We start from the raw sequence: 26,685 nt of genomic DNA, 5'->3' as shown, positions 1-26,685 counted from the left end.
AACTGTGCGCCCTGGCCGTGAGGCTGCCGACACGATAAACAATGCTGATGGATGACACCGGTACAATGAGGGGAATCACGGCCGTTTTTCAGACTAAACCTGGAAAAATTCGTGCCAAATTCAATATTTTTGAGTGAATTTACGTAACTTTAAGCAAAAAAGATCATTGAGCGCCGTTGGGCCGTGCTAAAGCATTCAATTTTTTACTGCAATTTTTGCTCACTTCGCCAAAATACCGCCCCACGGCAGTGCAGGTGAGCTTCGTGCTGCCTCAATCGCGTTCAGGCGCGGTGCGCGCGCAGCGTGTTTTTTTGCGGCCCCGTCGCTTGCTTGCGTGATGCGCTTGTCTAAGATAGAGCCCGACGGACACCGCATTTCGCGCAGCATCCCTGAACGCGCGCCCGATTCGCTGGCGGCAACATTTACAGGATCAAGGCATGTTAAACCGGTTGAAAAAAACAGCGTTGGCGACGCTCTTTCCCGCTCTGCTGCTCACGGCCGCGCTGCCCTCTCGCGCCGACCTGAGTGATACCCTGCCTGACATGGGCACCACCGCAGGCTCCACGCTTTCGATTAATCAGGAACTGCAAATTGGCGATTTCTATGTGCGTCAGCTGCGCGCCAGTGCGCCGCTGATTAACGATCCGCTGCTGAACCAATACATTAACGAACTGGGCCAGCGCCTGGTTGCCCACGCTTACTCGGTGCGCACGCCTTTTCACTTTTTCCTGATTCAAAATGATGAGCTGAACGCGTTTGCCTTCTTTGGCGGCAACGTGGTGCTGCACGCTTCGCTGTTTCGCTATACCGACAATGAAAGCCAGCTAGCGTCGGTGATGGCGCACGAAATCTCACACGTGACGCAGCGTCACCTGGCGCGCGCCATGGAGGAGCAGAAGCGCAATGCCCCGCTGACGTGGGTCGGCGCCTTGGGATCGATTTTGCTGGCCATCGCCAGCCCACAAGTGGGCATGGCCGCGCTCACCGGGACGCTGGCAGGCACCCAGCAAGGTATCATTAGCTTTACGCAGGGCAATGAACAGGAAGCGGATCGCATTGGCATTCAGGTGCTGCAACGCGCCGGTTTTGACCCGCAGGCGATGCCGAACTTTTTGCAGAAGCTGGCAGACCAAAGTCGCTTCTCCTCCAAACCGCCGGAGATCTTACTCACGCACCCGCTGCCAGACAGCCGTTTGGCGGACGCGCGTAATCGGGCCAATCAGATGCGTCCTGTGGTGGTGCAGTCCAGCGAAGGCTTTTACCTGGCCAAAGTGCGCGCGCTCGGCATGTATTCTACCGGACGCAATCAGCTCACCGACGACTTGCTCAACGAATACGCCAAAGGCAACACGCGCGAGCAAATGGCCGCGCAGTACGGACGCGCGGTGCAGTTCTTGCAGGCCAAAAGCTTTGAGAACGCCAAAAAAATCATTGCCCCGCTATTGGCCAAACAGCCTGATAATGTCTGGCTGCTGGATATCATGACCGACATTGATATCGGTCTGCACCAGCCCCAGCAGGCCATTGCGCTGTTAACGGCCGCCAAGGGCAGCAGCAGCAATCCGGTATTGCAGCTGAACCTGGCGAACGCCTATGTCGAAGCAAAACAGCCTGCCAACGCCAGTCGCATTTTGAATCGCTACACCTTCGCCCACGCCGATGACGTCAATGCCTGGGATCTGCTGGCGCAGGCGTCAGCGATGCAGGGGCTGCGCGATGAGGAGCTGTCGGCACGCGCGGAAGGCCTGGCCTTGAATGGCCAGCTCGATCAGGCGATCACCACGCTGAGCAGCGCCAGCGCCCAAGTGCCGCTGGGCAGCCTCAAACAAGCGCGCTACGATGCGCGTATCGATCAGTTCCGGGAGCTGCAAAAGCGCTTCCGTCAATACCAAAAAGGTTAAGCAGAATGGTGCGTATTTATCACAATCCGCGCTGCAGCAAGAGTCGCGCCACGCTGGCGCTGCTGCAGGCGCAGGGCCTGGAGATTGAAGAAGTGCGCTATCTGGAGACACCGCTGGATCGGGCCACGCTGAAAACGCTGCTGCGTCAGCTGGGCATGCAGAGCGCACGCGAGGTGATGCGGCGGGGTGAAGAGGCGTATGCACAACAGGATTTAGACAACCCGGCGCTGAGTGAGGATCGCCTGCTGCAGGCGCTGATAGAAACGCCAATTTTGCTCGAGCGGCCCATTGTGGTCAACGGCGAGCGGGCGCGCATCGGCCGACCACCTGAGGCGGTACTGGCGATCCTTTAAAGTTCCAGTGCTTCTTTCACGAACGGAATGGTGAGCTTGCGCTGCGCGCTGATGGAGGCGCGATCGAGGCGATCCAGCGTATCAAACAGCGTGCGCATTTCACGGTCAAGGCGCTTCAGCAGGAAGCGTCCGACATCTTCTGGCAGCTCAAAGCCGCGCAGTCCAGCGCGCAGCTGCATCGCCTGCAATTTGTCCTCGTCAGACAGCGGCTGCAGGCGGTAAATCTGCCCCCAGTCGAGGCGCGAAGCCAGGTCAGGCAAGCCCAGATTGAGCTGACGCGGCGGGCGATCGCCGGTGATCAACAGCCGGGTTTTCCCCAGTTCCAGAATGCGGTTGTAGAGATCAAAGATCGCCATTTCCCATTCGGGATCGCCGGCGATGCACTCAATATTATCGATGCACACCAGCGCCAGGTTTTCCATGCCTTCCAGCACCTCCGGCACAAACCAGGTGCGCTTATCCAGCGGCACGTAGCCCACGGCTTCCCCGCGCGCGGACATCTCCGCGCAGGCCGCATGCAGCAAATGGCTGCGCCCGCCGCCTTCGCGTGACCAAAAATAGAGATAGCTGCCGTGCTGCTGCGCGAGCGCGCCCTTGAGCGCGGCTAACAGCGCTGGATTTTCCCCCGGCCAGAAACTGGCAAAGGTTTCATCATCGGGTAAATAGAGTGGCAGTGAGAGCTGTGCCGGCGTGTTCAGAAGTACCTCAACGGATGAGCGGGCAGAAAACGGCGCAAGTTTAGCACGATCCTTAGCGCAGGCAAAACGGGCTTCCGTGCCCGCGCGTGGACGCTATGCGTCGCGCTTCTCTTCCGCGTCCAGAATCACCTCTTCTGGGCGTAACAGGCTGATAATGCGGAAAATCAGCGCCAATGCTACGCCCACCAACGTGGCCAGCGCCATCCCTTTCAACTCCGCCGCGCCGATGTGCACTTTGGCCCCGCTGACGCCAATGATCAGGATCACTGACGTCAGGATCAGGTTCTGCGCTTTGTTGTAGTCCACTTTGGATTCAATCAACACGCGGATACCGGAGGCGCCAATCACGCCGTACAGCAGCAGCGATACGCCGCCCATCACCGGCACCGGGATCGCCTGGATCGCTGCCGCCAGTTTACCGACGCAGGAGAGCAGAATGGCGAAGATCGCCGCGCCGCCAATGACCCACGTGCTGTAAACGCGGGTAATGGCCATCACGCCAATATTCTCACCGTAGGTGGTGTTAGGCGTGGAGCCAAAGAAGCCGGAAATCAGGGTGGACAACCCGTTGGCAAACATCGAGCGATGCAGGCCGGGATCGCGGATTAAATCCTTCTTCACGATATTGGCGGTGACCACAAGGTGACCGACGTGCTCGGCAATCACCACCAGCGCGGCCGGTAAAATGGTGAGCATCGCCGCCCACTCAAAGCGCGGCGTGTAGAAGGTCGGCAAGGCAAACCAGGGCGCGTTTTCCACCGCGCGCCAGTCTACGATGCCCATGGCAGACGAGAGCGCATAGCCCACCAGCACGCCGATCAAAATCGGGATGATCGCAAGAAAACCGCGGAACAGCACCGAGCCAAATACCGTCACCGCCAGCGTTACCAGGGAAATGGTAATGGTTTTGCCGTCTGGCGCACTGCCCTCTGCGGGCAACAGTCCCGCCATGTTAGCGGCCACGCCCGCCAGCTCCAGGCCAATCACCGCGACAATCGCGCCCATTGCCGCCGGCGGGAACATGACGTCCAGCCAGCCCGTGCCGGCTTTTTTAACGATCAGCGCCACAATGCAGAACAACACGCCGCACAGGATAAATCCGCCCAGCGCCACTTCATATCCCAGCGGCAACAGCAGCAGTACCGGAGAAATAAAGGCGAAGCTTGAGCCGAGGTAGGCCGGGATCTTGCCTTTACAGATAAACAGATACAGCAGCGTGCCCACGCCGTTGAACAGCAGCACGGTCGCCGGGTTGATGTGGAACAGAATGGGCACCAGCACCGTGGCGCCAAACATGGCAAACAGGTGCTGCAGGCTGAGTGGAATGGTTTGCAGGAGCGGCGGGCGCTCGCTTACGCCAATAGCGCGTCTTGTCATCATCTATCCCCTATCCCGCGTGCAGGCAGATGGCGCGCAGCGCTGCGGCCACCTGCATGCGGCTACGGGTTGTTGTTGTGGTGTTTTTTTGCCAAAAAAAAGCCGACTCTCTGGCCGGCTCAATGGTTATTTTGTACCAAAAATCTTGTCCCCGGCGTCACCGAGGCCAGGAATGATGTAGCCTTTTTCGTTGAGTCCACGATCGATGGAGGCGGTGTACAGCTCCACGTCAGGGTGCGCTTTCTCCAGCGCCGCAATGCCTTCTGGCGCGGCGACCAGCACCAGCACCTTGATGCTGCTGCAGCCCGCTTTTTTCAGCAGATCGATGGTGGCGATCATTGAGCCACCGGTGGCCAGCATCGGGTCCACCACCAGCGCCATGCGCTCTTCAATGTTGGAAACCAGCTTCTGGAAGTACGGCACCGGCTCAAGCGTCTCTTCATCACGGTAAACGCCCACCACGCTGATACGCGCGCTGGGCACGTGCTCCAGCACGCCTTCCATCATGCCCAGACCGGCGCGGAGGATCGGCACCACGGTGATTTTTTTGCCTTTGATTTGATCGACATCCACCGGGCCGTTCCAGCCTTCAATGGTGACGCGTTCGGTTTCCAGGTCGGCTGTGGCTTCATACGTCAGCAGGCTCCCCACTTCTGACGCCAGCTCGCGGAAGCGTTTGGTGCTGATATCATGCTCACGCATCAAGCCCAGTTTATGTTTGACCAGCGGGTGTTTGACTTCCACGATCTTCATGATTGTTCTCCCGGAATGTGTTGAGCTAAAAAAAATCGCGGGATTATACCGCCTTTTTGTGAATGCGCCACAGGTGATTAGTCAACGCCGAGTGCGTCCGGTATAAGGATGCGCAAAAAAATAGCGCGCTGCAACGGCCGTGAGATCGGACTCGCAAACGTTTGCCTGCGCTGGTAGAATTGCCGCGCTTAATTTTTGCCACCAACCGCAATCGCGTGGGGATTCCGCAGTGACCGACAAAACCTCTCTCAGCTACAAAGACGCCGGCGTTGATATTGATGCCGGTAACGATCTGGTTGACCGCATTAAAGGCGTAGTGAAAAAAACCCGCCGCCCGGAAGTGATGGGTGGGCTGGGCGGCTTCGGCGCGCTCTGTGCGCTGCCGCAGAAATACCGCGAGCCAGTGCTGGTCTCCGGAACCGACGGCGTCGGCACCAAGCTGCGTCTGGCGATGGATTTGAAACGTCACGACAGCATCGGCATCGATCTGGTGGCAATGTGCGTGAATGATTTAGTGGTCCAGGGCGCCGAGCCGCTGTTCTTCCTGGATTATTACGCCACCGGCAAGCTGGATGTGGAGACTGCCTCCGCCGTGATCACCGGCATCGCCGAAGGCTGCCTGCAGTCTGGCTGCGCGCTGGTGGGTGGCGAAACCGCCGAAATGCCGGGCATGTACCACGGTGAAGATTATGACGTCGCCGGTTTCTGCGTGGGCGTGGTGGAAAAGTCGGAGATCATCGACGGCAGCAAAGTGCAGGACGGCGACGTGCTGATCGCGCTGGGTTCCAGCGGTCCGCACTCCAATGGCTACTCGCTGGTGCGCAAAATTCTGGAAGTGAGCCAGACCGATCCTGAAACCAAACAGCTGGACGGCAAATCGCTGGCTGACCATCTGCTGGCCCCTACGCGCATTTACGTCAAAAATATTCTGAACCTGATTGAGCAGGTTAACGTGCACGCTATCGCCCATCTCACCGGCGGCGGTTTCTGGGAAAATATCCCGCGCGTGCTGCCGGACAACACGCAGGCGGTGCTGGATGAGAAAAGCTGGCAGTGGCCGGCGGTATTTAGCTGGCTACAGCAGGCCGGTAACGTCAGCCGCCACGAAATGTACCGCACCTTTAACTGCGGCGTGGGCATGGTGATTGCGCTGAGTCCGGCTGATGCCGATAAAGCGGTACAGCTGATGACCGATGCCGGCGAGCAGGCGTGGAAAATTGGTACCATTATCGCCTCCGACGCCGACGAGCGCGTGGTTATCAATCCATGAAAAAGCTGGTTGTCCTGATCTCCGGCAACGGCAGTAATCTCCAGTCCATCCTCGACGCCTGCACCAGCGGGCGCATTAACGGCAGCGTCGCTGCCGTGTTCAGCAATAAGGCTTCCGCTTTCGGGCTGACCCGCGCGCAGCAGGCGGGCATTCCTGCCCATGCGCTGACTGCCACCGATTATCCCAACCGTGAAGCCTTTGATCGCCAGCTAATGCAGGCGATCGACGCTTACGCCCCCGATCTGGTGGTGCTGGCGGGATACATGCGAATTTTGAGCAGCGCGTTTGTGGCGCACTACCACGATCGTCTGCTCAATATTCACCCCTCGCTGCTGCCGAAATACCCTGGTTTGCACACGCACCGCCAGGCGCTGGAGAACGGCGACACCGAACACGGCACCTCCGTGCACTTTGTCACAGAGGAGCTGGATGGCGGCCCGGTAATTTTGCAGGCGCGCGTGCCGGTGTTTGCCGACGACACGGAAGCGGATGTCATCGCTCGCGTTCAGCATCAGGAGCACGCGATCTATCCGCTGGTGATCGGGTGGTTTATTGACGGGCGTTTGCAGATGCGTGAAGGCATGGCCTGGCTGGATGGCGCCCCGCTGCCCGCCCACGGTTACGCGCACGACTGATTTTCACGTGTGGCTCAGTTTGCGGGTGCGGTCGTCAGCGCCCGTAGACGCTTCGCCTGCTCTCTCTTCTGCCTGAAAGATTTCTCATCTCTCGCGGTGTACGGCATTGCTCAGCCAAAGCGTCCGGTAATGTACTCTTCGGTTTTGCGCACGCGCGGGGCGGTAAACATACGGTCGGTTTCATCAAATTCAATCAGCTGACCGCTGTCCATGAAGGCGGTGTAATCGGAGACGCGCGCCGCCTGCTGCATATTGTGCGTCACCAGCACCAGCGTAAAGTGCTGCTTTAGCGTGGTCATCAACTCTTCAATCACCAGCGTGGAGATGGGGTCGAGTGCCGAAGTCGGCTCATCAAGCAGCAGCACTTCCGGTTCGATGGCGATGGCGCGGGCAATTACCAGCCGCTGCTGCTGCCCACTTGAAAGCGTCAGGGCATTCTGCCCCAGTTGATCCTTGACCTCGCTCCACAGCGCCGCCGCTCGCAGCGCGCGCTCGCAGGCGGCGTTCAGCACCCGGCGATCGCGCACCCCCTGCAAACGCAGGCCGTACACCACATTTTCGTAGATCGACTTGGGAAAGGGATTGGGCCGCTGAAACACCATGCCGATGCGACGGCGCAGCGCCGGCAGATCCTGGCTGGGCTCGGTAATAGCCAGCTGATCGAGCCCGATCTCCCCCTCAATACGGCAGCCGTCAATCACGTCATTCATGCGATTAAAGCAGCGCAGCAGCGTGGATTTGCCGCAGCCGGAAGGGCCGATCAGCGCCGTGATGCGATTTTTCGGGATCTGCAGCGCAATATTATTCAGCGCCTGGCGTTCGCCGTACCACAGCGACAGCTGATTAACGGTAAGCGCAATGTCGTAATCGGGCGTCATGAGAAAACCTTCTAGGGCAGCATAAGCCGGTAGCGCTCGCGCAGCCGATGGCGCAGCGCCATTGCCAGCACATTGAGCGAAAGAACAATCACCACCAGCAGCAGCGCGGTGGCGTAAACCAGCGGTCGATCCGCATCGATATTCGGGCTCTGGAACGCCAGATCGTAAATCTGAAAGCCGAGGTGCATGAATTTGCGATCGAGATGCAGATAAGGAAAGACCGCATCCACCGGCAGCTCGGGGACCATCTTCACCACGCCGACCAGCATCAGCGGCGCCGTTTCGCCTGCGGCGCGCGCCACGGCCAGAATCAGTCCGGTGAGCATGGCCGGCACCGCCAGCGGCAGCACCACGCGCCACAGCGTTTCCGCCTGCGTCGCGCCCAGCGCCAACGATCCCTGCCGCAGGTTATCCGGGATACGCGATAATCCCTCTTCGGTTGCCACGATCACCACGGGCAGTGTCAACAGCGCCAGCGTCAAGGCAGCCCACAGCAGTCCGGGCGTGCCAAAAGTGGGATTCGGCAGCGTGCTGGCGAAAAACAGCTGGTCGATCGTGCCGCCCACCAGCCAGACAAAAAAGCCCAGGCCAAATACGCCGTACACAATCGACGGCACGCCGGCCAGATTCACCACCGCGATGCGCACCAGTCGCGTCAAGGCGTTGCGCCCCGCGTATTCATGCAGCCAGATGGCGGCGACGACGCCCAGCGGCATCACAATAACCGACATCAGTAATACCATTAGCACTGTGCCAAAGATCGCCGGAAAGACGCCGTTTTCGCTGCCGCCATCAAGGGGAGAATCACTGACAAACTGGCCAATCTGCCGCAAAAAGTGCTGCACTTTCTGGCCGGGGCTCATGGCGTTGGGATACCAGGCATCCACCACGTTAGCGAGGGGGATGAGATGATCCTGCCCCTGGACATCGCGCAGTACCAGCGTGTCGCGCTGGCTGGCCTGCTGCACCAACGCCAGCTGTTGCGCCAGCGCGCTGAAGCGGCGCTGTAACGCGGCGCGATTGGCTTCATATTCGGATTCAACTTCAGGGGTAAACGCGTTATTGCGCCGCTGCGCCTCGGCCTGTAATTGCAGCGCATCTAACTGTGCATTGACCCGCGCCATGTCGATACGGCGAATGTCACTGGCCTGCCGCAGTTGTTCGTGCACCTGGTGCAGGCGCTGCTGCAGCAGCGCGTTGCGGTTGCGCGCGGTCAATACCTCATTGTCCTCGCGCAGTTCGATCAGCCAGCCGTATGCGTTTCCGCCGCTGCGGCGCTGGAGCACGATGGCGTCCGCAGGGCGGCGCATTTTGGCCGCCCCTTCGCTAACTAAGAGGCGGAAATCGGGTGCCGCAAAGTCGCGGTTGCCGGTTTTCACCGTGTAGTGCCAGCGCGAGCCCTGCTGCTTTTGCTGCACGGTCTCTCCCAACACGGTCACCGCCGCGCCCCCGGGGGGCTGAAACAGGTATTGGTCTACCGGATGGGGCCAGAATGCGCGCAGGCCTTGCCAGCCGAGCAGGCCAACCAGCAGGGTAAATGCCAGCAGGCAAACCGCAACGGCACCGGCGGTCAGCCAGCGCCAGCGATCGTTTTGTCGCATCGCTTTCATCCCTGTGCCTCATGCTGGCTGTAGCGCTGGCGTAAACGTTGCCGAATCAGCTCGGCGACGGTGTTAATCAACAGCGTAAAAATCAGCAGCACCAGCGCGCTTAAAAACAGAATGCGATAATGGGCGCTGCCCGCAGCAGCTTCCGGCATCTCAATGGCGATATTGGCCGAGAGCGCGCGCAGCCCAGCAAACAGCCCGCCTTCACTCACCGGCGTATTGCCCGTCGCCATCAGCACAATCATGGTCTCTCCCACGGCGCGGCCAAAGCCAATCATCAGGGCAGCAAAGATGCCCGCCGATGCGCCCGGCAGCACGACGCGCGTGAGGGTTTGCCAGGGCGTCGCGCCCAGCGCTAGCGAGCCCTGCCCCAGCGCAGCAGGGACGCTGAAGAGCGCATCTTCCGCCAGGGTAAAAATCAGCGGAACCAGCGCAAATCCCATCGCCAGCGCCGCCACCAGCAGGTTGCGTTGCTCATAATGCGCCAGCCGCGCGCCGACGTCAGGCCAGAGCTGCGTGGGCAGCCATAGCGTCAGCAGCGTCACGGCTAACAGCAGCGGCAGCAGCAGGAGCACTTCGCTGCCGGGACGCCGCCAGCGCGCGGGCAGACGCGGAGTGAGTTGTCCGCAGAGCAGCAGCGTCGCCGCCAGCACCAGCGGCAACAGCAGTACGCCCGGCAGGGCGCTGCTGACGTGCGGCGCCAGCCAGACGCCCGCAATCAGCCCGACCACAACGCTTGGCAGCGCGCTCATCATTTCAATGCCGGGTTTGACCCAGCGGCGCAAGCCTGGCGACATAAACCACGCGGTATACATGGCCGCCGCCAGCGCCAGCGGCGTGGCGAACAGCAGCGCCAGCGCGGCGGCTTTGAGCGTGCCTATCACCATCGGCATCAGGCTAAATTTTGCCTGATAGCTGTCACCCGCGGCAGTGGATTGCCACACCCAATCCGGCTGCGGATAGTTTTCGTACCACACTTTCTGCCAGAGGTTGCGCCAGGTGAAATCTGGCCACGGATTATCCAGCACGAACGGCTGCCACTGCCCTGCCCGCTCCACGATTAGCCGGTCGCCGCGCGCAGAAAACGCCAACGCCGTAATGCCCGGCGCAAACTGGCGCGACAGAATCGGCCCCGCTTGCTTGCTGGCGAACAGCCGTACCCAGCCCTGCGACGTGAAAGTGGCAAAAACCCGACGCTGTGGCTCCGTCACCACACCCTGCGCCTGCTCACTCGCCTGGTAACGATGAATGGCATGCAGGCGGGGCCCCTGGTCGCCCACAATAGCAAACCACTGACTGACGCCCTGGGCATCCTGAATGAGTAACGTGCGCCCTCCGGCCAGCATATGGAGGCTTTGCGGCGGCTGGCTTAGCGTTTGCGTTTCGCGCAGCTGGGCGCCCGACGCGGAAATTTGCCAGACGTTAAGCAAACGTCCCTGCACGGCAAAAAGCAGCGAACCATCCGGTGACAGCAGCAGGCGATCCGCCTGCTCATTCGGCAACACGATTTGCGTCACCGTGGCGCGATCGCGCAGCGTCATCAGCGTGATCCCCGCAGGCGTTTGCAGCGCAAGCCGCCACTGCTGGTCATCCAGTGTCGCCAGCGCCATGGTGCTCACCGCGCCTTGCAACAGGCGCAGCGGGCGATGGCCAAAGGGGAAATCCCACTCACCGTGCTGCTGGCGCACCTGCGGCTGCATCAACAGCAGCTCGCCATGGATATTGAGCAACACGCTGCGATTGTCACTGCTGGTCACGGCGGCGTCGGCTTCGCCCGGCAGCGCCAGCGCTTCAGCAGCGGGCTGACCATCCAGCGGAATAAAGCGGGCTTCGCTGCGGCTAATGCGCCATCCCAGACGATCCTCAATGCCGATTGCCAGCGCGGGCGACCGGTCCCACAGCTGCTGTGCAGGCTGCGCATGCAGACCCGGCGCGCTGAACAGCGGTAACACCACCGCGACCAGCCAGAAAAAAAGCAGCAGCATGAGCAGTAAAATGCCCACGCCACACGCCGTGACCATGCGGCGCACCAGCCGATCGACGGCGCGGCGACGACGGTCACTGAAGTGGACGGGAATGCGATTTATGCTCATGCAGGCCAGGGGGTTCACGAAGACAGGTGGCTATGTTGCCCGTAGCTGATTGATAAGACAACTGTTGACGTTGGACAAGCTTGCCATACTCTCGCCATAATGGTGATGGACACTGAGCGGAGCCGCGATTTTGCGACATTTTCCGCCGGACATTCCGTCCAGCAACAGCCTTACGGAGTCAGAATGGGTCAGGAAAAGCTGTATATAGAAAAAGAATTAAGCTGGTTAACCTTCAACGAACGCGTGCTGCAAGAAGCGGCCGATAAGAGCAATCCGCTGATCGAGCGCATGCGTTTTTTAGGCATTTATTCCAACAATCTCGAAGAATTCTATAAAGTCCGCTTTGCCGATGTAAAACGGCGCATCCTGATCGGCGAAGAACAAGGCACCCCGACGCCGCTGCGCCATGTGCTCAAAAAAATTCAGCAGCGGGTACAGAAATCGGATCAGGAGTTTGACGCCCTCTACAACGATCTGCTGCTGGAAATGGCGCGTAATCAAATCTTTCTGATCAACGAACGTCAGCTGTCGACCAATCAGCAAGAGTGGCTGCGTCACTACTTCAAGCATCAGTTGCGTCAGCACGTGACCCCCATTCTCATCAATCACGACACCGACCTGATTGAGTTTCTGAAAGACGACTACACCTACCTGGCGGTGGAGATCATTCGCGGCGAAGAGATTCGTTACGCGCTGCTTGAGATCCCGTCGGACAAGGTGCCGCGCTTTGTCAACCTGCCGGCGGAGTCGCCGCGTCGTCGCAAGCCAATGATTTTACTCGACAACATTCTGCGTTACTGCCTGGATGATATTTTCAAAGGCTTTTTTGATTTCGATGCGCTTAATGCTTACTCCATGAAAATGACGCGCGACGCCGAATATGACCTGGTGACAGAGATGGAGTCGAGCCTGCTGGAACTGATGTCCTCCAGCCTCAAGCAGCGCCTGACCGCCGAGCCGGTGCGCTTTGTTTATCAGCGTGACATGCCCGACGCGATGGTGGAGATGCTGCGTCACAAGCTCTCCATCTCCAATTACGACTCCATCGTGCCCGGCGGCCGCTATCACAACTTCAAAGATTTCATTGGTTTCCCTAACGTCGGTAAAGCCAACCTGGAAAATCGTCCACTGCCGCCGATTCGCCATATCGGTTTTGATGGCTTCCGTAACGGTTTTGATGCGGTGCGTAATCGCGATGTGCTGCTTTACTACCCTTACCACACCTTTGAACACGTGCTGGAGCTGCTGCGTCAGGCGTCCTTCGATCCCAACGTGCTGGCGATCAAAATCAACATTTACCGCGTGGCAAAACATTCGCGCATCATGGATGCGATGATCCACGCGGCGCACAACGGCAAAAAAGTCACCGTGGTGGTGGAGCTGCAGGCGCGCTTTGACGAAGAAGCCAACATCCGCTGGGCCAAGCGCCTGACTGAAGCGGGCGTGCACGTGATTTTCTCGGCGCCGGGCCTGAAAATTCACGCCAAGCTTTTCCTGATTTCTCGCCGTGAAGGTGACGAAGTGGTGCGCTATGCCCACATTGGCACCGGTAACTTCAATGAGAAAACCGCCCGCCTTTATACCGACTATTCGCTACTGACCGCCGATGCGCGTATTACCAATGAAGTGCGCCGCGTGTTCAACTTTATTGAGAACCCGTATCGCCCGGTGTCGTTTGAACACCTGATGGTCTCGCCGCAAAACTCACGCGACATGCTCTACCGACTGATTGATGCAGAAATTGCTAACGCACAGCAGGGGAACCCGTGCGGCATCACGCTCAAGGTCAATAATCTGGTGGATAATGGCCTGGTTGACCGACTTTACGCCGCCTCGTCGGCCGGGGTAAAAATCAATCTGCTGGTGCGCGGCATGTGCTCGCTGATCCCTGACCTGCCTGGTATCAGCGAAAATATTCGTATTACCAGTATCGTTGACCGCTATCTGGAGCACGACCGCGTCTATATTTTCGAGAGCGGCGGCGATAAAAAAGTGTTTCTGTCTTCAGCCGACTGGATGACGCGTAACATTGATTACCGTATAGAAGTGGCGGTGTCCGTGCTGGACCCACGCCTGAAGCAGCGCATTATCGATATCATGGCCATTTTGCTGAGCGATACGGTGAAAGCACGCATCGTGGACAAAGAGCTGACTAACCGTTATGTTCCGCGCGGCAATCGCAAAAAGGTGCGAGCGCAGCTGGCGATCTACGACTACATCAAGCAACTGGAACAACCTGAATAACGCCTATGCCAATCTCTCATAAAAATACGCCGAAGCCGCAGGAGTTTGCTGCGATTGACCTCGGCTCTAACAGCTTCCATATGGTGATTGCCCGTGTGGTGGATGGTGCGTTACAGGTGCTGGGTCGCCTGAAGCAGCGCGTGCATCTGGCCGACGGTCTGGATGCGCAAAATCGCCTGAGTGAAGACGCCATTGAGCGCGGCTTGAGCTGTCTGGCGCTGTTTGCCGAACGCCTGCAAGGGTTTAGCCCGGCCAACGTCACCATTGTGGGCACCCACACGCTGCGCATCGCCACCAACGCGGAAACCTTTCTGCAGCGTGCCGCCGAGGTTATCCCCTATCCAATCGAAGTGATCTCGGGCAACGAAGAAGCACGTCTGATTTTCATGGGCGTAGAGCACACGCAGCCAGAGAAAGGTCGCAAGCTGGTGATCGACATCGGCGGCGGCTCGACAGAATTAGTGATTGGTGAGGATTTCGAGCCTCAGCTGGTGGAAAGCCGCCGCATGGGTTGCGTGAGCTTCGCGAATCTTTACTTCCCGAAAGGCGACATCACGCCGGAGTACTTCCGTCGCGCGCGCCTCTCTGCGGCACAAAAGCTGGAGACCATGGCGTGGCAGTATCGTCTGCACGGCTGGCAATATGCGCTGGGTGCGTCCGGCTCCATCAAAGCGGCCTGTGAAGTACTGCTGGCCATGGGCGAGAAAGAGAAGCTTATCACGCCCGATTCGCTGGAGATGCTGGTGGCCGAAGTGCTCAAGCATAAATCGTTCAATGCGCTGAGCCTGCCTGGCCTCTCGGAGGAGCGTAAGGCGGTGTTCGTGCCCGGTCTGGCGATCTTGTGTGGCGTGTTTGACGCGCTGGCGCTGCGCGAGCTGCGCCTCTCTGACGGCGCGCTGCGTGAAGGGGTGCTGTATGAGATGGAAGGCCGTTTCCGCCATCAGGATATTCGCAGTCGCACCGCACAAAGCCTGGCAAATCACTATGCGATTGATAGCGATCAGGCGCGCCGCGTATTGGAGACCACCGAGCAGCTTTATCAGCAGTGGGAGGCACAGAACCCCAAGCTGGCGAACCCGCAGCTGGCGGCGTTGCTGAAGTGGGCGGCGCTGTTGCACGAAGTGGGATTGACCATTAACCACAGCGGTATGCAGCGCCACTCGGCCTATATCCTGCAAAACTCTAACCTGCCGGGCTTTAATCAGGATCAGCAAATGCTGCTGGCGACGCTGGTACGCTACCACCGTAAGGCTGTGAAACCCGACGAAATGCCGCGTTTCACCCTGTTTAAAAAGAAACAGTTTCTGCCGATGGTGTTTTTACTGCGCCTCAGCACGCTGTTAAATAACCAGCGGCAGGCCACCACGCGCCCCGATTCACTTACGCTGACCACCGACGAAGGCAACTGGACCCTCACCTTCCCGCAGGGTTACTTCAGCCAAAATACGCTGGTACAGCTGGACTTCGAGCGCGAGCAAACCTACTGGAACGATGTCAGCGGCTGGAAACTCACGCTGAAAGAGGAGTAATTCGGGCCTGTGGGCCCGTTCACCATGAGCACTTCACGTCCTGATACCTATTTCGCCGAAAAATATGGCTTAACGCCCCCCCACTCCGAAGTGGTGGCGGCGCTGCCCAAGCTCACGCCGGGCAACGCACTGGATCTCGGCTGCGGCCACGGGCGCAACAGCCTGTTTCTGAACCAGCATGGGTTTACCGTTACCGGCTGGGACGATAATCCCACCAGCCTGGCTTCGCTGAACGCCATCATTCAGCAAGAGCAGTTGCAGAATTTGCACACGCAGCGCTGCGACCTCAACCAGGTACGCTTCAACGGCAGCTATGAGTTTGTGTTTTCCACCGTGGTGATGATGTTTTTGCAGCCACAGACCATTCCGCAGCTGATCGCCGATATGCAGGCCAGCACCCGCAAATACGGTTATAACCTGATCGTGTCGGCGATGGACACCAACGATTATCCCAATACGCAAAACTTTCCGTTTACCTTCAAATCCGGCGAGCTGAGCCACTATTATCGCAACTGGCACATCGTGAAATACAACGAAGAGGTGGGCGAGCTGCATCGGCGTGATGAAAACGGTCAGCGCCTGAAATACCGCTTCGCCACGCTGCTGGCGCAAAAAGCCAGCTATGAATAACGCGCAGGGGGACACCCCCTGCGTTTCTCCGCTGCGCCTATCGACGCCGTGCCCCCTCGGCAACCTGCTTATTTTTCACACAGCGATTGACCTTAAAATCGAACTGTGACTAAATATTACTCCCGCCCACTTGGGTAATGACAGGAACACCTCGCGTGAACAGCGCCATACCTGCACGAAGACGTCACAAAACCAGTAACATGACCCGCATTGTTTTATTCATCAGTTTCCTTATTCTGGCGGGCCGGCTGATCTTTATCATCCCCGGTGCGATCGAGCATCACCAGCAAAAGAAAATCGCCTCTGAATCGGTTACCGCGCCGCCTGGTGCCCGTTAACGGCCATTTGACGCACGCTGCCGCACGCATAACGCCCTGATTTCGCTCAACGCGCTACACTTTGTGTGACTTTACAGACACAAAGGACGCGTTATGTCTGCTTCGCACGCACAAAAACTCTTAGAAACCCGTCAATCCATTCTTCATCTGCTGCTCAGTCAAGACGATCTTGTGGATGTCCTGCTGGACAAATCCGTGGATCTCAATGCGGCCGAGCTGCGCGAGATAACCGGCTGGCGGCACCAGCTTGAACAGGCCATCACGACGCTGCACGCGGCTGACCTCGCCGATATTCTCGAAGCCTTGCCGGAAGAGGCGCGTCAGGCGCTGTGGCGTCTGGTGCCCTCCGAACGGCGCGGACGCGTGCTGGTGGAAGCCTCTGAAACGGTCTGGGACAGCCTGACAGAGGAGATGAGCGACCGGGATATTCTGCGCGCCATCGAGCCGTTGGATATCGACGACCAGGTGTACCTTGCCCGCTATCTGCCGCGTGACCTGACCGGACGTCTGCTGACCACGCTGGAGCCGGACCTGCGCGCACGGCTGCTGGATGTGATTGAGCTCGACCGCGACCGCGTGGGCCGGGTGATGGATTTCAATATTCTCACGGTGCGCGCGGACGTCACGCTGGAAACAGTGCAGCGCTTCCTGCGCAAGCGCAAAAGTATGCCTGCCGGCACGGATAAGCTGTTCATTACCAACGAGCACAACCAGCTGCTCGGCGAGCTACCGCTGACCGATATTCTTCTGAATCAGCCGGATACGCAGGTGGCGAGCGTGATGAACGCACACCCCACCACGTTCCAGCTCAACGACAAAGCCGAGGATGCCGCCAGCGCGTTTGAGCGTTACAACCTGATCTCCGCTGCGGTTATCGATGCCAAAGGCAAGCTGATGGGCCGCCTCACCGTGGAGGATGTGATCGATTTGGTGAACGAGGAGAACGAGAGCAATATCCGTAAAATGGGCGGTATCAGTCAGGAAGAGGACGTGTTTGCGCCGGTGCGCAAAGCGGTGCGCAAGCGCTGGACGTGGCTGGCGATCAACCTCTGCACGGCGTTTATTGCCTCACGCGTGATTGGGCTGTTTGAGGCGACAATTTCACAGCTGGTGGCGCTGGCGACGCTGATGCCAATCGTGGCAGGCATCGGGGGGAATACCGGCAACCAGACCATCACCATGATCGTGCGCGCGCTGGCGCTGCACCAGGTTGAACCGGGTAACTTTTCGTTTTTGATTTTGCGTGAGCTCGGCGTTGCGCTGATCAACGGCTTGTTCTGGGGCAGCATCATGGGCGCCCTGACGTGGCTGATGTATGACAATCTTCAACTCGGCGGCGTGATGATGCTGGCTATGCTGCTGAATCTGCTGCTGGCCGCGCTGATGGGCGTGCTGATTCCGCTATTAATGACCAAAATGAAACGGGATCCGGCGGTGGGCTCCAGCGTGCTGATCACCGCCCTTACCGATACCGGCGGCTTCTTTATTTTTCTCGGTCTGGCCACGATCTTTTTGCTGCCGCATTAAGCTCAACCAGAGAACGCCACTTGTAACGCGTGAATAATCACTAACCGGAAGGAGAGCAACGATGTTTACTGTAAATGATTTCGTCCAGGCAAAAACCGGCGGCCCGAAGATGCAGGTATTGCGCGTGGAAGGCGAGAAGCTGTGGTGCGCCCGCGTGGACGATCCGGTCAAAAAAGAGATTGAAGTCAACGCGGACAACGTTAACCTCTATCACGAAGACGGGGATTTCGGCGTCTGCTGATCTCCCCTGGCGCCGCCATGGCCTTCTCAGCGCCGTGGCGGCGTGCGATCAGGGATTATCTTTCTGCACATTGTCCTGCCCAATGCCACCAATAAACGGCAGCCGCAGGCGTAGGGGGGTAAAATCCACCCCCATATTGAGACCCAGCACGTTCACCTCTACGCCCTCTTCAGCGCCTACCGTTACGCCCAAGACGCCCAGCAGTGAGAGCTGCACACCGCGCCCTGAGGGCGGCAATCCCAGCGGATGCCGCAGCGAACGGTAATCTTTGCCCAGCGCATTGGCGGGCAGATCCAACTTGAGCGCCGGGACTTCACGCCCGATATGCGCCAAAAACGTATTGCTGTTGGGCCCCGGCCACGCGCGGTACGTGGTCGGCCACGGATAACTGCGAATGGCTGCCTCAATCTGCGGGATCAGGGCGGCAGCGGCGTCACCGCGCTGCGTCACCAGCACGCGCGGACGGGCACCGTACCAGTAGCCATCCGCAAGATTGGCGTTGCGTCGCACTTTGTCGCCGCTGCCCCAGCTGATCACTTCGTAACGCGTGTAGCGCGTTTCACCGGCACGCTTAAAGATGATCCACGGATGCACCGCCACCACCCCTTTCCAGCCGTAGGTCGGCGCCGCGTAGACCTGCACGATCGCCTCGTTAACATAACGCGTGGGATCGGGCGCCAATCCCGCCGAGTCACGCCGCGCGCTGGCCCAGCCACCGCGCGGGCTGATGCCCTCCTCGCTGCGCGTGGCCTGCGCCAAACTGGCCGCCAGCGACAGCAACACCGCGCACAGAAACACGACTAAAATCACTTTGAACGACAGCATTATCTCATCCAGGAAGCGGTAAACGGGCCCCATCATGCACCGAAACGGGTGAGTTTGTATTTACTAACTATGCGCTGTACGGGCGACTTGCTAACGATGACATTCCTGAGGCTTATTGATGCCCCCTCCCTTGCAAGGCTTACTCACTGCGCGCTGGATTTATCCACTGAGCGATAAATTCGGCAATCCTCTCTTCAATACGACTCTCGACCGTCCGCAAGCGCAGGATCATTATTTCGCCTTTCGCTAAAATACTGTCTTTCAAGGCATCCCGCGCTGCCTGCTCAGGACGATCGTGGAACCCGCCATCAACCTCGATGACACCCAGAGGCGTCTTACCAATTTTGTAGTAGATGACAAAGTCGCAGCTCGCGCGCGCAATAAAGCTGCGCTCCCGCTCTGTTAAACACGTATCACTCGGTGATACCAGCTGATCCAATTTTATTTGATCGTGGTAAATCAGCTCCCCGCTCGCGTGTTCAGATAAAGCCTCCCGCAGGCACTCAGCCACGATTTGCTCAGATTTATAACGCGAGTCTTGTGGTCTTAAGCGCGTATTTAAACGGGCAAGAGATTGGTCATATTCTCGATAAAGGAGGTCAAAGGCAGACACAACGGGCGCGCGTACCACCTGCTCCTCTTCTGCGTAATACTCAATATGGCGCATTAAAGCGGCGATATGGCGGTTATTTTTGCTAAAGACCTCATCGCCCGTTACCAAAGTAAAACAGTTTTTAGCACGCGAAACGGCCACGTTAATCATGCGGGGATCGTCTACAAAATTTATCCTGGCGAGGTGCTGGTTATAACGCTTTTTGTCGAGCACGGTTGAAAAGACGATTTCATCGCACTCCCTGCCCTGAAATTTGTGAACGGTGTCTTTGACGAAATCCTCGGGTAAGTAGTTGCCCGAAAGCATCACTTGAGCACGAAACGGCGCAATAAAGCCGCGGTTTTCATCAGTGACCACCACAGGTTCGTCCGCTTTTTCGAGTACGCTAATCAGTGAATCCAGCTCGCGCAAGTTGGTATTCTGACGCGTATGATTCCCTTTAGCCGTCACGATCAAACGCAGGGCTTTTTCTCCATTGTCCTCAGTCATCGGAATGAGGGCATTATCGTAGAACTGCTGATTGCAAAAATGGATGATTTTAGGATGACAGCGGTAGTGTTCTTTTAACAGTGTTTTAGGCAGCGACGCCTGGAATACATTGATACATGAATCAAGCAAACTGTATCGCTCGCAATCATAAGCTTGCTCAGGCGCAGCCAAACCTAATTTTACGGGGATGTGTGCCAGCTGATGATTATCACCCACTACGATCAGGTTCCTGGCGCACCCAAGCGGCAAAATACCCGGCACGATATCCTGCAGCGAGGCTTCATCAATAATGACGTAGTCAAGAATTGCTCCGGGCGCGATTGAATTCACAATTGAGTGAGTACCGCTTCCTATAATTGGAAACCGCCGAAGGAAAGCATCGAATTGCTGTGAAGTCCGATACGTTTTGGCATCGAATGAGCCTGACGATGGCACGTGCGAGTGCAGATGCTGCTTCAAATAGAGCATGGATGCACGGGTCAACAGCTTCAGCTCTGCGTCGAAATGACCGCGTTCAAGTCGCTTCTGGCAGGCCTGCAACTCTCCCTCTTTATTTTCAATCGCCTTGTCGTAGTAATGCATTTGTAGGGCATGAAATACCGACAAGCGGGCATCTTCATGCGCTAAAGGTTTGGTGCGAAAAACGCCAAATTTAAATAACAGCTCAAGGCGATCTTTCAGGCGGATGCGTTTTTCACCCAAATAAGCAAGGTAAGCCATTAAGTCCGTGGTTTTGCTCGGCGTTAGCCCATATTTGTCCAGGGAAATATTCGTTTGTACGCTGTTCTCACTCTGCCACTGCTGTAAATAGCGACGTTCAATACTGAGCTCGTCGAGTTCAACCTGTAATTGCGCTGCACGGTTGTAATCATGCAAAGACTGCTTCACATTTTTTAGATGCTGTTGAATCGCTTCCATAGACGGCGCGGGTTCCGGTTCGCCTGAAGGCAAAGACGGCAGTTGCACAAAAAAGTCAGTGCGGTTCTCGGTATTTCCGAGTCTGGCAATGAGATGCCCTAAACCACATTTATCGAGTTTTTCGTAAACGTTTTCTACGGCGGCATTATTGTTAGACAGCACGGCTACGGTCTGACTTTGCAATAAAATATTGGCAATAATATTCAGGATGGTCTGCGTTTTACCGGTGCCTGGTGGCCCCTCAATTACACTGATTTGAGCGCGAAAAGCTTGCTCAACCGCGGCCAGCTGACTTTCATTCAGGCCGAAAGGAAAAATAAGCGCTTGGTCATGCATCAGCGTTCCATTTTGCTTGCTGCAATAGGCCTGCAATGCGGTGCTTGCGCTGTCGGGAAGTTTTTCGAGTTGGCGCACTACGTTCGCAGCAATATCCTGATCAAGCTTCGACTTCGCGCAAGCCTGACGCGCCCTTGCCACCGCTAAAAAGTAGTCAAACACCTTCGTTTTTTTAAGACCCGTTGACGCGGCAAAACGAATGTCATCCATCTTATAGACGTAAGGTTTTCTACTTTCAGGGTAATAAACGACGGCATAACGCTCACCATAGATCATAACCTTCATTACTGGCGTGACGATGCTGCTACCCGGCTTGGTCAGTAATACCTCATTCAGCTCTCGGTAAGGACTCACACGACAATCACTCAGCGGGCGCGTGAATGTTTTTTTCGACGGGTAATGACAGGTCAACTGCAACGCTTCATATTTATCGCTCCAGTAAATTACCCAGTCGCTGATCTGCGCCGTTTTCTCCACGTTGCCCATGTGAATCGAAACCATAAATCCCTTTATCCTCACGCATACGAAATCCACCTGTACTTTTGCAAAAATACAGAAACAGCAGTTTGCTGATGTAATATCACGATATCAACGTTACATGCAGCATCATAAAATCTTCGCCAAGTTTAGCCGCAAGAGACGCGTTTCTATGCGTCGGTGCAGCAACCCAATACCGCTTTTATCAATAAAAAAAAGCCCGCAGTTAAGCGGGCTTAGCAGCAAAATAAAAAGAGATCATTCCCACTCAATCGTGGCCGGTGGCTTACCGGAGATGTCGTACACCACGCGGGAGATGCCGTCGACTTCATTGATGATGCGGTTGGAGACGCGGCCGAGGAAATCGTACGGCAGGTGCGCCCAGTGCGCGGTCATGAAATCGATGGTTTCCACCGCACGCAGTGAAACCACCCAGTCATATTTGCGCCCGTCGCCCATCACGCCCACCGAACGCACCGGCAGGAACACGGTAAAGGCCTGGCTCACTTTGTTGTAGAGATCCGCTTTACGCAGCTCTTCAATAAAGATGGCATCGGCGCGGCGCAGCAGATCGCAGTACTCTTTCTTCACCTCGCCCAGCACGCGCACGCCCAAGCCCGGCCCAGGGAATGGATGACGATAGAGCATGTCGTACGGCAGACCCAGTTCCAGGCCGATTTTGCGCACTTCATCTTTGAACAGCTCTTTCAGCGGTTCAACCAGGCCCATCTTCATCTCTTTCGGCAGGCCGCCGACGTTGTGGTGCGATTTGATCACGTGCGCTTTACCGGTAGCCGACGCCGCAGATTCGATCACATCCGGGTAAATGGTGCCCTGTGCCAGCCACTTAACGTCTTCCAGGCGCAGCGCTTGCTCGTCGAACAGCTCCACGAATACGCGCCCGATGATTTTCCGCTTGGCTTCGGGATCGTTCTCCCCTGCCAGTGCATCCAGGAAACGCGCTTCCGCCGGTACGTGCACAATGTTCAGACCGAAGTGATCGCCGAACATCTCCATCACCTGCTCGGCTTCATTCAGACGCAGCAGGCCGTTGTCCACAAACACGCAGGTAAGGCGTTCGCCAATGGCGCGGTGCAGCAGCATGGCGGTAACGGACGAGTCCACACCGCCCGAGAGGCCGAGGATCACTTTGTCATTGCCGACCTGCTGACGAATGCGCTCAACCGCATCTTCGATGATTTTGGCTGGCGTCCACAGCGCCTCGCAGCCGCAGATGTCGCGCACAAAGCGCTCCAGCATACGCAGGCCCTGACGCGTGTGCGTCACTTCCGGGTGGAACTGTACGCCATAAAACTTCTTCTCTTCGTTGGCCATAATGGCAAACGGACAGGATTCGGTGCTGGCGACGGTCACGAAGTCAGCGGGGATGGCGGTGACTTTATCGCCGTGGCTCATCCACACGTCCAGCAGCGGTTTACCTGCCGCGCTGATGGCATCTTCGATGTCACGGATCAGGGCGCTTTGCGTGGTCACTTCAACCTGCGCATAACCAAATTCACGCTGGTTTGACCCTTCAACTTTGCCGCCCAGCTGCATCGCCATGGTCTGCATGCCGTAGCACACGCCCAGCACGGGCACGCCCGCGTTGAACACATAGTCAGGTGCACGCGGGCTGTCTAACGCGGTGGTGCTTTCAGGGCCGCCTGAAAGGATGATGCCGCTGGGGTTGAACTGGCGAATTTGCGCTTCGGTGACATCCCATGCCCAGAGTTCGCAGTAGACGCCCAGCTCGCGCACCCGGCGCGCAACCAGCTGCGTATACTGAGAACCAAAATCGAGGATCAAAATACGATGTTTATGAATATTTTCAGTCGTCATTGAGGCGTTTCCATTGGGATGGATGTAATAAATAAAAAGCGCCCGGCGGGTGCCGGGCGTTGAATGCTAAAGCTTATGAACCCATGCGGTAGTTCGGCGACTCTTTGGTGATGGTCACGTCGTGCACGTGGCTTTCGTTGATGCCGGCGCCGCTGATGCGCACGAATTCAGCTTTGGTGCGCAGATCGTCAATGGTCTGGCAGCCGGTCAGGCCCATGCAGGAGCGCAGGCCGCCCATCTGCTGGTGCACAATCTCTTTCAAACGGCCTTTATAGGCAACGCGGCCTTCAATGCCTTCTGGCACCAGTTTGTCTGCGGCGTTATCGCTTTGGAAGTAGCGGTCGGACGAACCTTTAGACATCGCGCCGAGCGAGCCCATGCCGCGGTAGGATTTGAACGCACGGCCCTGATACAGCTCGATTTCGCCCGGAGACTCTTCGGTGCCTGCCAGCATCGAGCCCACCATCACAGCCGCCGCGCCAGCCGCGATCGCTTTAGCGATATCTCCGGAGAAACGAATGCCGCCATCCGCCACCACCGGGATACCGGTGCCTTCCAGCGCGGCAACCGCGTCAGAAACCGCCGTGATCTGCGGTACGCCCACGCCAGTGACGATGCGCGTGGTGCAAATAGAGCCGGGGCCAATGCCCACTTTCACCGCGCTCACGCCAGCCTGCGCCAGCGCCAGGGCGCCTGCGCCGGTGGCCACGTTGCCGCCGATGATGTCGAGGTCAGGATATTTGGCGCGGGTTTCGCGGATACGCTGCAGCACGCCTTCAGAATGACCGTGCGATGAGTCAATCAGCAGTACGTCAACGCCCGCAGCGACCAGCGCATCAACGCGCTCTTCATTGCCTGCGCCTGCACCGACTGCCGCGCCGACGCGCAGACGGCCCTGCGCATCTTTACAGGCGTTAGGTTTACGTTCGGCTTTCTGGAAATCTTTTACGGTGATCATGCCCAGCAGGTGGAAGCTGTCATCAACCACCAGCGCTTTTTCAACGCGCTTTTCGTGCATTTTTTGCAGTACCACGTCGCGTGCTTCACCCTCTTTGACCGTCACCAAACGCGCTTTTGGCGTCATCACCGCCGTCACAGGCAGCGACATATCGGTCACGAAGCGCACGTCACGACCGGTGATGATCCCCACCAGCTCGTTATCGCCGTTCACCACCGGATAGCCAGCAAAGCCATTACGCTCGGTCAGCGCCTGAACTTCAGCCAACGTCGTCTCGGGCAGCACGGTTTGCGGATCGGTAACGACACCGCTCTCGTGCTTCTTAACCTTACGCACTTCGTCCGCCTGGCGCTCAATCGACATATTCTTGTGAATAAAACCGAGGCCGCCTTCTTGCGCCAGCGCGATAGCCAGACCGGCTTCGGTCACGGTATCCATCGCCGCAGAGAGCATAGGGATGTTTAAACGGATGTTTTTCGTGAGCTGGGTGCTGAGGTCAGCGGTGTTAGGCAAAACAGTGGAGTGAGCGGGAACGAGCAGGACGTCGTCAAATGTGAGGGCTTCTTTCGCGATTCTTAGCATTGCAATATCTCCACCTGAGGGTGATTAAAACAGATAAAATATTGCCGCGGCATTATACAGGCCGAAATCGATTGCCTCCAGTGTTTTTTAGGAAAATGTCTTGATCCTCAATACCAGCCCTGTAGTATCAGCGGATTAACTCTCTGATTTAAAATTTGATCTCCATCACATGTCGCTACCGCCTACCGCCAATATTTTTACCGTCAGCCGCCTCAACACCACGGTGCGTCAACTGCTGGAAAATGAGATGGGGCTGGTGTGGCTGAGTGCTGAAATATCGAATTTTTCGCAGCCCTCCTCTGGCCACTGGTATTTCACGCTGAAAGATGACGGCGCGCAGGTGCGCTGCGCGATGTTCCGCAACAGCAACCGCCGCGTCACCTTTCGTCCTCAGCATGGTCAGCAGGTGCTGGTGCGCGCCAGCGTCACGCTCTATGAGCCGCGCGGCGATTATCAGCTGATTGTGGAAAGCATGCACCCGGCAGGCGAAGGGCTGTTGCAGCAGCAGTTTGAGCAGCTCAAAGCGCGCCTGGCAGCCGAAGGCTTGTTCGATGAGCGGTACAAACAGCCGCTGCCGCAGCCCGCACGTCAGGTGGGCGTGATCACCTCGGCGACCGGCGCGGCCCTGCACGATGTGCTGCGCGTGCTGCAGCGGCGCGATCCCTCGTTACCGGTGGTGATTTACCCTACCGCGGTGCAGGGCGTGGATGCGCCCGCCGGCATTGTGCGCGCCATTGAGCAGGCGAACCAGCGCGGCGAATGTGACGTGCTGATTGTGGGACGTGGCGGCGGCTCGCTGGAAGATCTCTGGAGCTTCAACGATGAGCGCGTCGCGCGCGCTATCTTCGCCAGTCGCCTGCCAATTGTGAGCGCCGTAGGGCATGAAACCGACGTGACCATCGCGGATTTTGTGGCCGACCTGCGCGCGCCCACGCCTTCGGCGGCGGCCGAATTGGTGAGCCGCAATCAGCTTGAGCTCTTGCGCCGCCTGCAGTCGCAGCAGCAGCGCATGGAGATGGCGATGGATTATTACCTGGCCCAACAGCAGCGTCGCTTTACGCGTCTCCAGCACCGCTTACAGCAGCAGCATCCACAGCTGCGTCTGGCGCGCCAGCAAACGGCGCTGTTTCAGCTACAGCGTCGCTTGAGCGAAGCGATGGATCAGCGTCTGCGTCACGCCACGCGCCAGCAGGATCGCCTGCAGCAGCGGCTCGCCGCCCAGCAGCCACAGGGTCGCATTTACCGCGCGCAGCAGCAGCTCCAGCAGTGGCACTATCGCCTGCAGCAGGGCATGGAAAAACAGCTTAATCATTCGCGCCAGCGATTTGGCACGCTGGCGGCGCAGCTGGAGGGCGTCAGTCCGCTTGCCACGCTGGCACGCGGCTTTAGCGTGACCACCGACACGCAGGGCCAAGTGGTGAAAAAAACCCAGCAGCTGAACAAAGGCGATCTGCTGCGTACGCGGCTGGATGATGGTTGGGTAGAGAGTCAGGTCACCGCACTGGTGCCGCAGAAAACGGCCCGGCGTAAGCCACGCTAAAACCGACGCGGACGCAATCGACTCGCGCCCGCCG

21 protein-coding genes are annotated in these 26,685 nt (G+C 57.8%); 11 read left to right on the top strand and 10 right to left on the bottom strand.

Annotation, left to right across the window (positions count from 1 at the left end; translation table 11 throughout):
• Nucleotides 1-437 precede the first annotated feature (437 nt).
• Entirely contained in the window at nt 438-1,901 is a 1,464-nt protein-coding gene (locus tag LU196_RS03970; protein ID WP_232760820.1) for a M48 family metallopeptidase, read from the top strand.
• Nucleotides 1,902-1,906: 5 nt separating this feature from the next.
• Nucleotides 1,907-2,254 (top strand): arsenate reductase (glutaredoxin), encoded by a 348-nt coding sequence (gene arsC, locus LU196_RS03965; RefSeq protein ID WP_232760821.1) that lies wholly within the window; start codon nt 1,907-1,909, stop codon nt 2,252-2,254.
• On the opposite strand, the gene hda is transcribed toward arsC, so the two are convergent.
• From hda to upp, 3 genes are all read right to left on the bottom strand, one after another.
• Nucleotides 2,251-2,952: a DnaA inactivator Hda gene (gene hda, locus LU196_RS03960; RefSeq protein WP_232760963.1), complete on the bottom strand. Its 702-nt coding sequence runs from the start codon at nt 2,950-2,952 to the stop codon at nt 2,251-2,253. The two genes, arsC and hda, sit on opposite strands and share 4 nt — an antisense overlap.
• Before the next feature lie 93 nt (nt 2,953-3,045).
• On the bottom strand, nt 3,046-4,329 hold the full coding sequence (uraA, locus tag LU196_RS03955) for a uracil permease (protein WP_232760964.1): 1,284 nt from the start codon (nt 4,327-4,329) through the stop codon (nt 3,046-3,048).
• Between the two features lie 126 nt (nt 4,330-4,455).
• On the bottom strand, nt 4,456-5,082 hold the full coding sequence (upp, locus tag LU196_RS03950; RefSeq protein ID WP_232760822.1) for a uracil phosphoribosyltransferase: 627 nt from the start codon (nt 5,080-5,082) through the stop codon (nt 4,456-4,458).
• 229 nt (nt 5,083-5,311) lie between these two features.
• Here upp and purM point away from each other — a divergent pair, with 229 nt between their 5' ends.
• Nucleotides 5,312-6,352 carry a phosphoribosylformylglycinamidine cyclo-ligase gene (gene purM / locus LU196_RS03945; protein ID WP_232760823.1) on the top strand — a complete coding sequence of 347 codons (1,041 nt, stop codon included), beginning with the start codon at nt 5,312-5,314 and terminating at the stop codon, nt 6,350-6,352.
• Nucleotides 6,349-6,987, top strand: coding sequence for a phosphoribosylglycinamide formyltransferase (gene purN / locus LU196_RS03940; RefSeq protein WP_232760824.1), 639 nt, complete (start codon nt 6,349-6,351; stop codon nt 6,985-6,987). Before purM ends, purN begins: the two co-directional genes overlap by 4 nt.
• Nucleotides 6,988-7,097: 110 nt before the next feature.
• Here purN and pstB read toward each other — a convergent pair whose 3' ends face one another.
• Genes pstB through LU196_RS03925 form a run of 3 tightly spaced genes read right to left on the bottom strand, consistent with a single transcriptional unit; the run spans nt 7,098 to nt 11,565 of the window.
• The gene (gene pstB / locus LU196_RS03935) at nt 7,098-7,865 is read right to left on the bottom strand and encodes a phosphate ABC transporter ATP-binding protein PstB (RefSeq protein ID WP_232760825.1); all 768 of its coding nucleotides are present in this window, start codon (nt 7,863-7,865) and stop codon (nt 7,098-7,100) included.
• An 11-nt stretch (nt 7,866-7,876) separates the two neighbouring features.
• The gene (gene pstA / locus LU196_RS03930) at nt 7,877-9,475 is read right to left on the bottom strand and encodes a phosphate ABC transporter permease PstA (RefSeq protein ID WP_232760826.1); all 1,599 of its coding nucleotides are present in this window, start codon (nt 9,473-9,475) and stop codon (nt 7,877-7,879) included.
• Entirely contained in the window at nt 9,472-11,565 is a 2,094-nt protein-coding gene (locus tag LU196_RS03925; protein ID WP_232760827.1) for an ABC transporter permease subunit, read from the bottom strand. The genes pstA and LU196_RS03925 overlap by 4 nt, the downstream gene beginning before the upstream one ends.
• 183 nt (nt 11,566-11,748) lie before the next feature.
• On the opposite strand from LU196_RS03925, the gene ppk1 reads away from it, so the two are divergent.
• The 6 genes from ppk1 to LU196_RS03895 all read left to right on the top strand — a co-directional run bounded on the left by ppk1 (nt 11,749) and on the right by LU196_RS03895 (nt 18,074).
• Nucleotides 11,749-13,809, top strand: coding sequence for a polyphosphate kinase 1 (ppk1, locus tag LU196_RS03920; protein ID WP_232760828.1), 2,061 nt, complete (start codon nt 11,749-11,751; stop codon nt 13,807-13,809).
• Between the two features lie 5 nt (nt 13,810-13,814).
• Nucleotides 13,815-15,338, top strand: a complete 1,524-nt coding sequence (gene ppx, locus LU196_RS03915) for an exopolyphosphatase (RefSeq protein WP_232760829.1) — start codon at nt 13,815-13,817, stop codon at nt 15,336-15,338.
• Between the two features lie 24 nt (nt 15,339-15,362).
• Nucleotides 15,363-15,968 carry a tellurite resistance methyltransferase TehB gene (gene tehB, locus LU196_RS03910; protein ID WP_232760830.1) on the top strand — a complete coding sequence of 202 codons (606 nt, stop codon included), beginning with the start codon at nt 15,363-15,365 and terminating at the stop codon, nt 15,966-15,968.
• Between the two features lie 155 nt (nt 15,969-16,123).
• A complete protein-coding gene (locus tag LU196_RS03905; protein ID WP_232760832.1) occupies nt 16,124-16,306 on the top strand; it encodes a YfgG family protein in 183 nt (60 codons plus the stop codon).
• Nucleotides 16,307-16,399: 93 nt separating this feature from the next.
• The gene (mgtE, locus tag LU196_RS03900; protein ID WP_232760834.1) at nt 16,400-17,833 is read left to right on the top strand and encodes a magnesium transporter; all 1,434 of its coding nucleotides are present in this window, start codon (nt 16,400-16,402) and stop codon (nt 17,831-17,833) included.
• A 61-nt stretch (nt 17,834-17,894) separates the two neighbouring features.
• Nucleotides 17,895-18,074: a DUF2158 domain-containing protein gene (locus tag LU196_RS03895; RefSeq protein ID WP_232760835.1), complete on the top strand. Its 180-nt coding sequence runs from the start codon at nt 17,895-17,897 to the stop codon at nt 18,072-18,074.
• Nucleotides 18,075-18,122: 48 nt separating this feature from the next.
• On the opposite strand, the gene LU196_RS03890 is transcribed toward LU196_RS03895, so the two are convergent.
• The 4 genes from LU196_RS03890 to guaB form a co-directional block, all read right to left on the bottom strand.
• Nucleotides 18,123-18,899: a DUF3750 domain-containing protein gene (locus LU196_RS03890; RefSeq protein ID WP_232760837.1), complete on the bottom strand. Its 777-nt coding sequence runs from the start codon at nt 18,897-18,899 to the stop codon at nt 18,123-18,125.
• A gap of 139 nt (nt 18,900-19,038) precedes the next feature.
• Nucleotides 19,039-21,756, bottom strand: coding sequence for an AAA domain-containing protein (locus LU196_RS03885; protein ID WP_232760838.1), 2,718 nt, complete (start codon nt 21,754-21,756; stop codon nt 19,039-19,041).
• A 234-nt stretch (nt 21,757-21,990) separates the two neighbouring features.
• Nucleotides 21,991-23,571 (bottom strand): glutamine-hydrolyzing GMP synthase, encoded by a 1,581-nt coding sequence (guaA, locus tag LU196_RS03880; RefSeq protein WP_232760840.1) that lies wholly within the window; start codon nt 23,569-23,571, stop codon nt 21,991-21,993.
• A gap of 73 nt (nt 23,572-23,644) precedes the next feature.
• A complete protein-coding gene (guaB, locus tag LU196_RS03875; RefSeq protein ID WP_232760841.1) occupies nt 23,645-25,111 on the bottom strand; it encodes an IMP dehydrogenase in 1,467 nt (488 codons plus the stop codon).
• 169 nt (nt 25,112-25,280) lie between these two features.
• Between guaB and xseA the strand changes: the two genes are divergently transcribed.
• Complete coding sequence (gene xseA, locus LU196_RS03870; protein WP_232760843.1) at nt 25,281-26,651, top strand: exodeoxyribonuclease VII large subunit; 1,371 nt, start codon at nt 25,281-25,283, stop codon at nt 26,649-26,651.
• Nucleotides 26,652-26,685: the final 34 nt, after the last annotated feature.

This window comes from Pantoea sp. Mb-10 (genome assembly GCF_021272205.1).
Lineage (GTDB): Bacteria > Pseudomonadota > Gammaproteobacteria > Enterobacterales > Enterobacteriaceae > Pantoea.
Note: the sequence above shows the minus strand (reverse complement) of the source record. Positions and strands in the feature narration are given on the sequence as shown.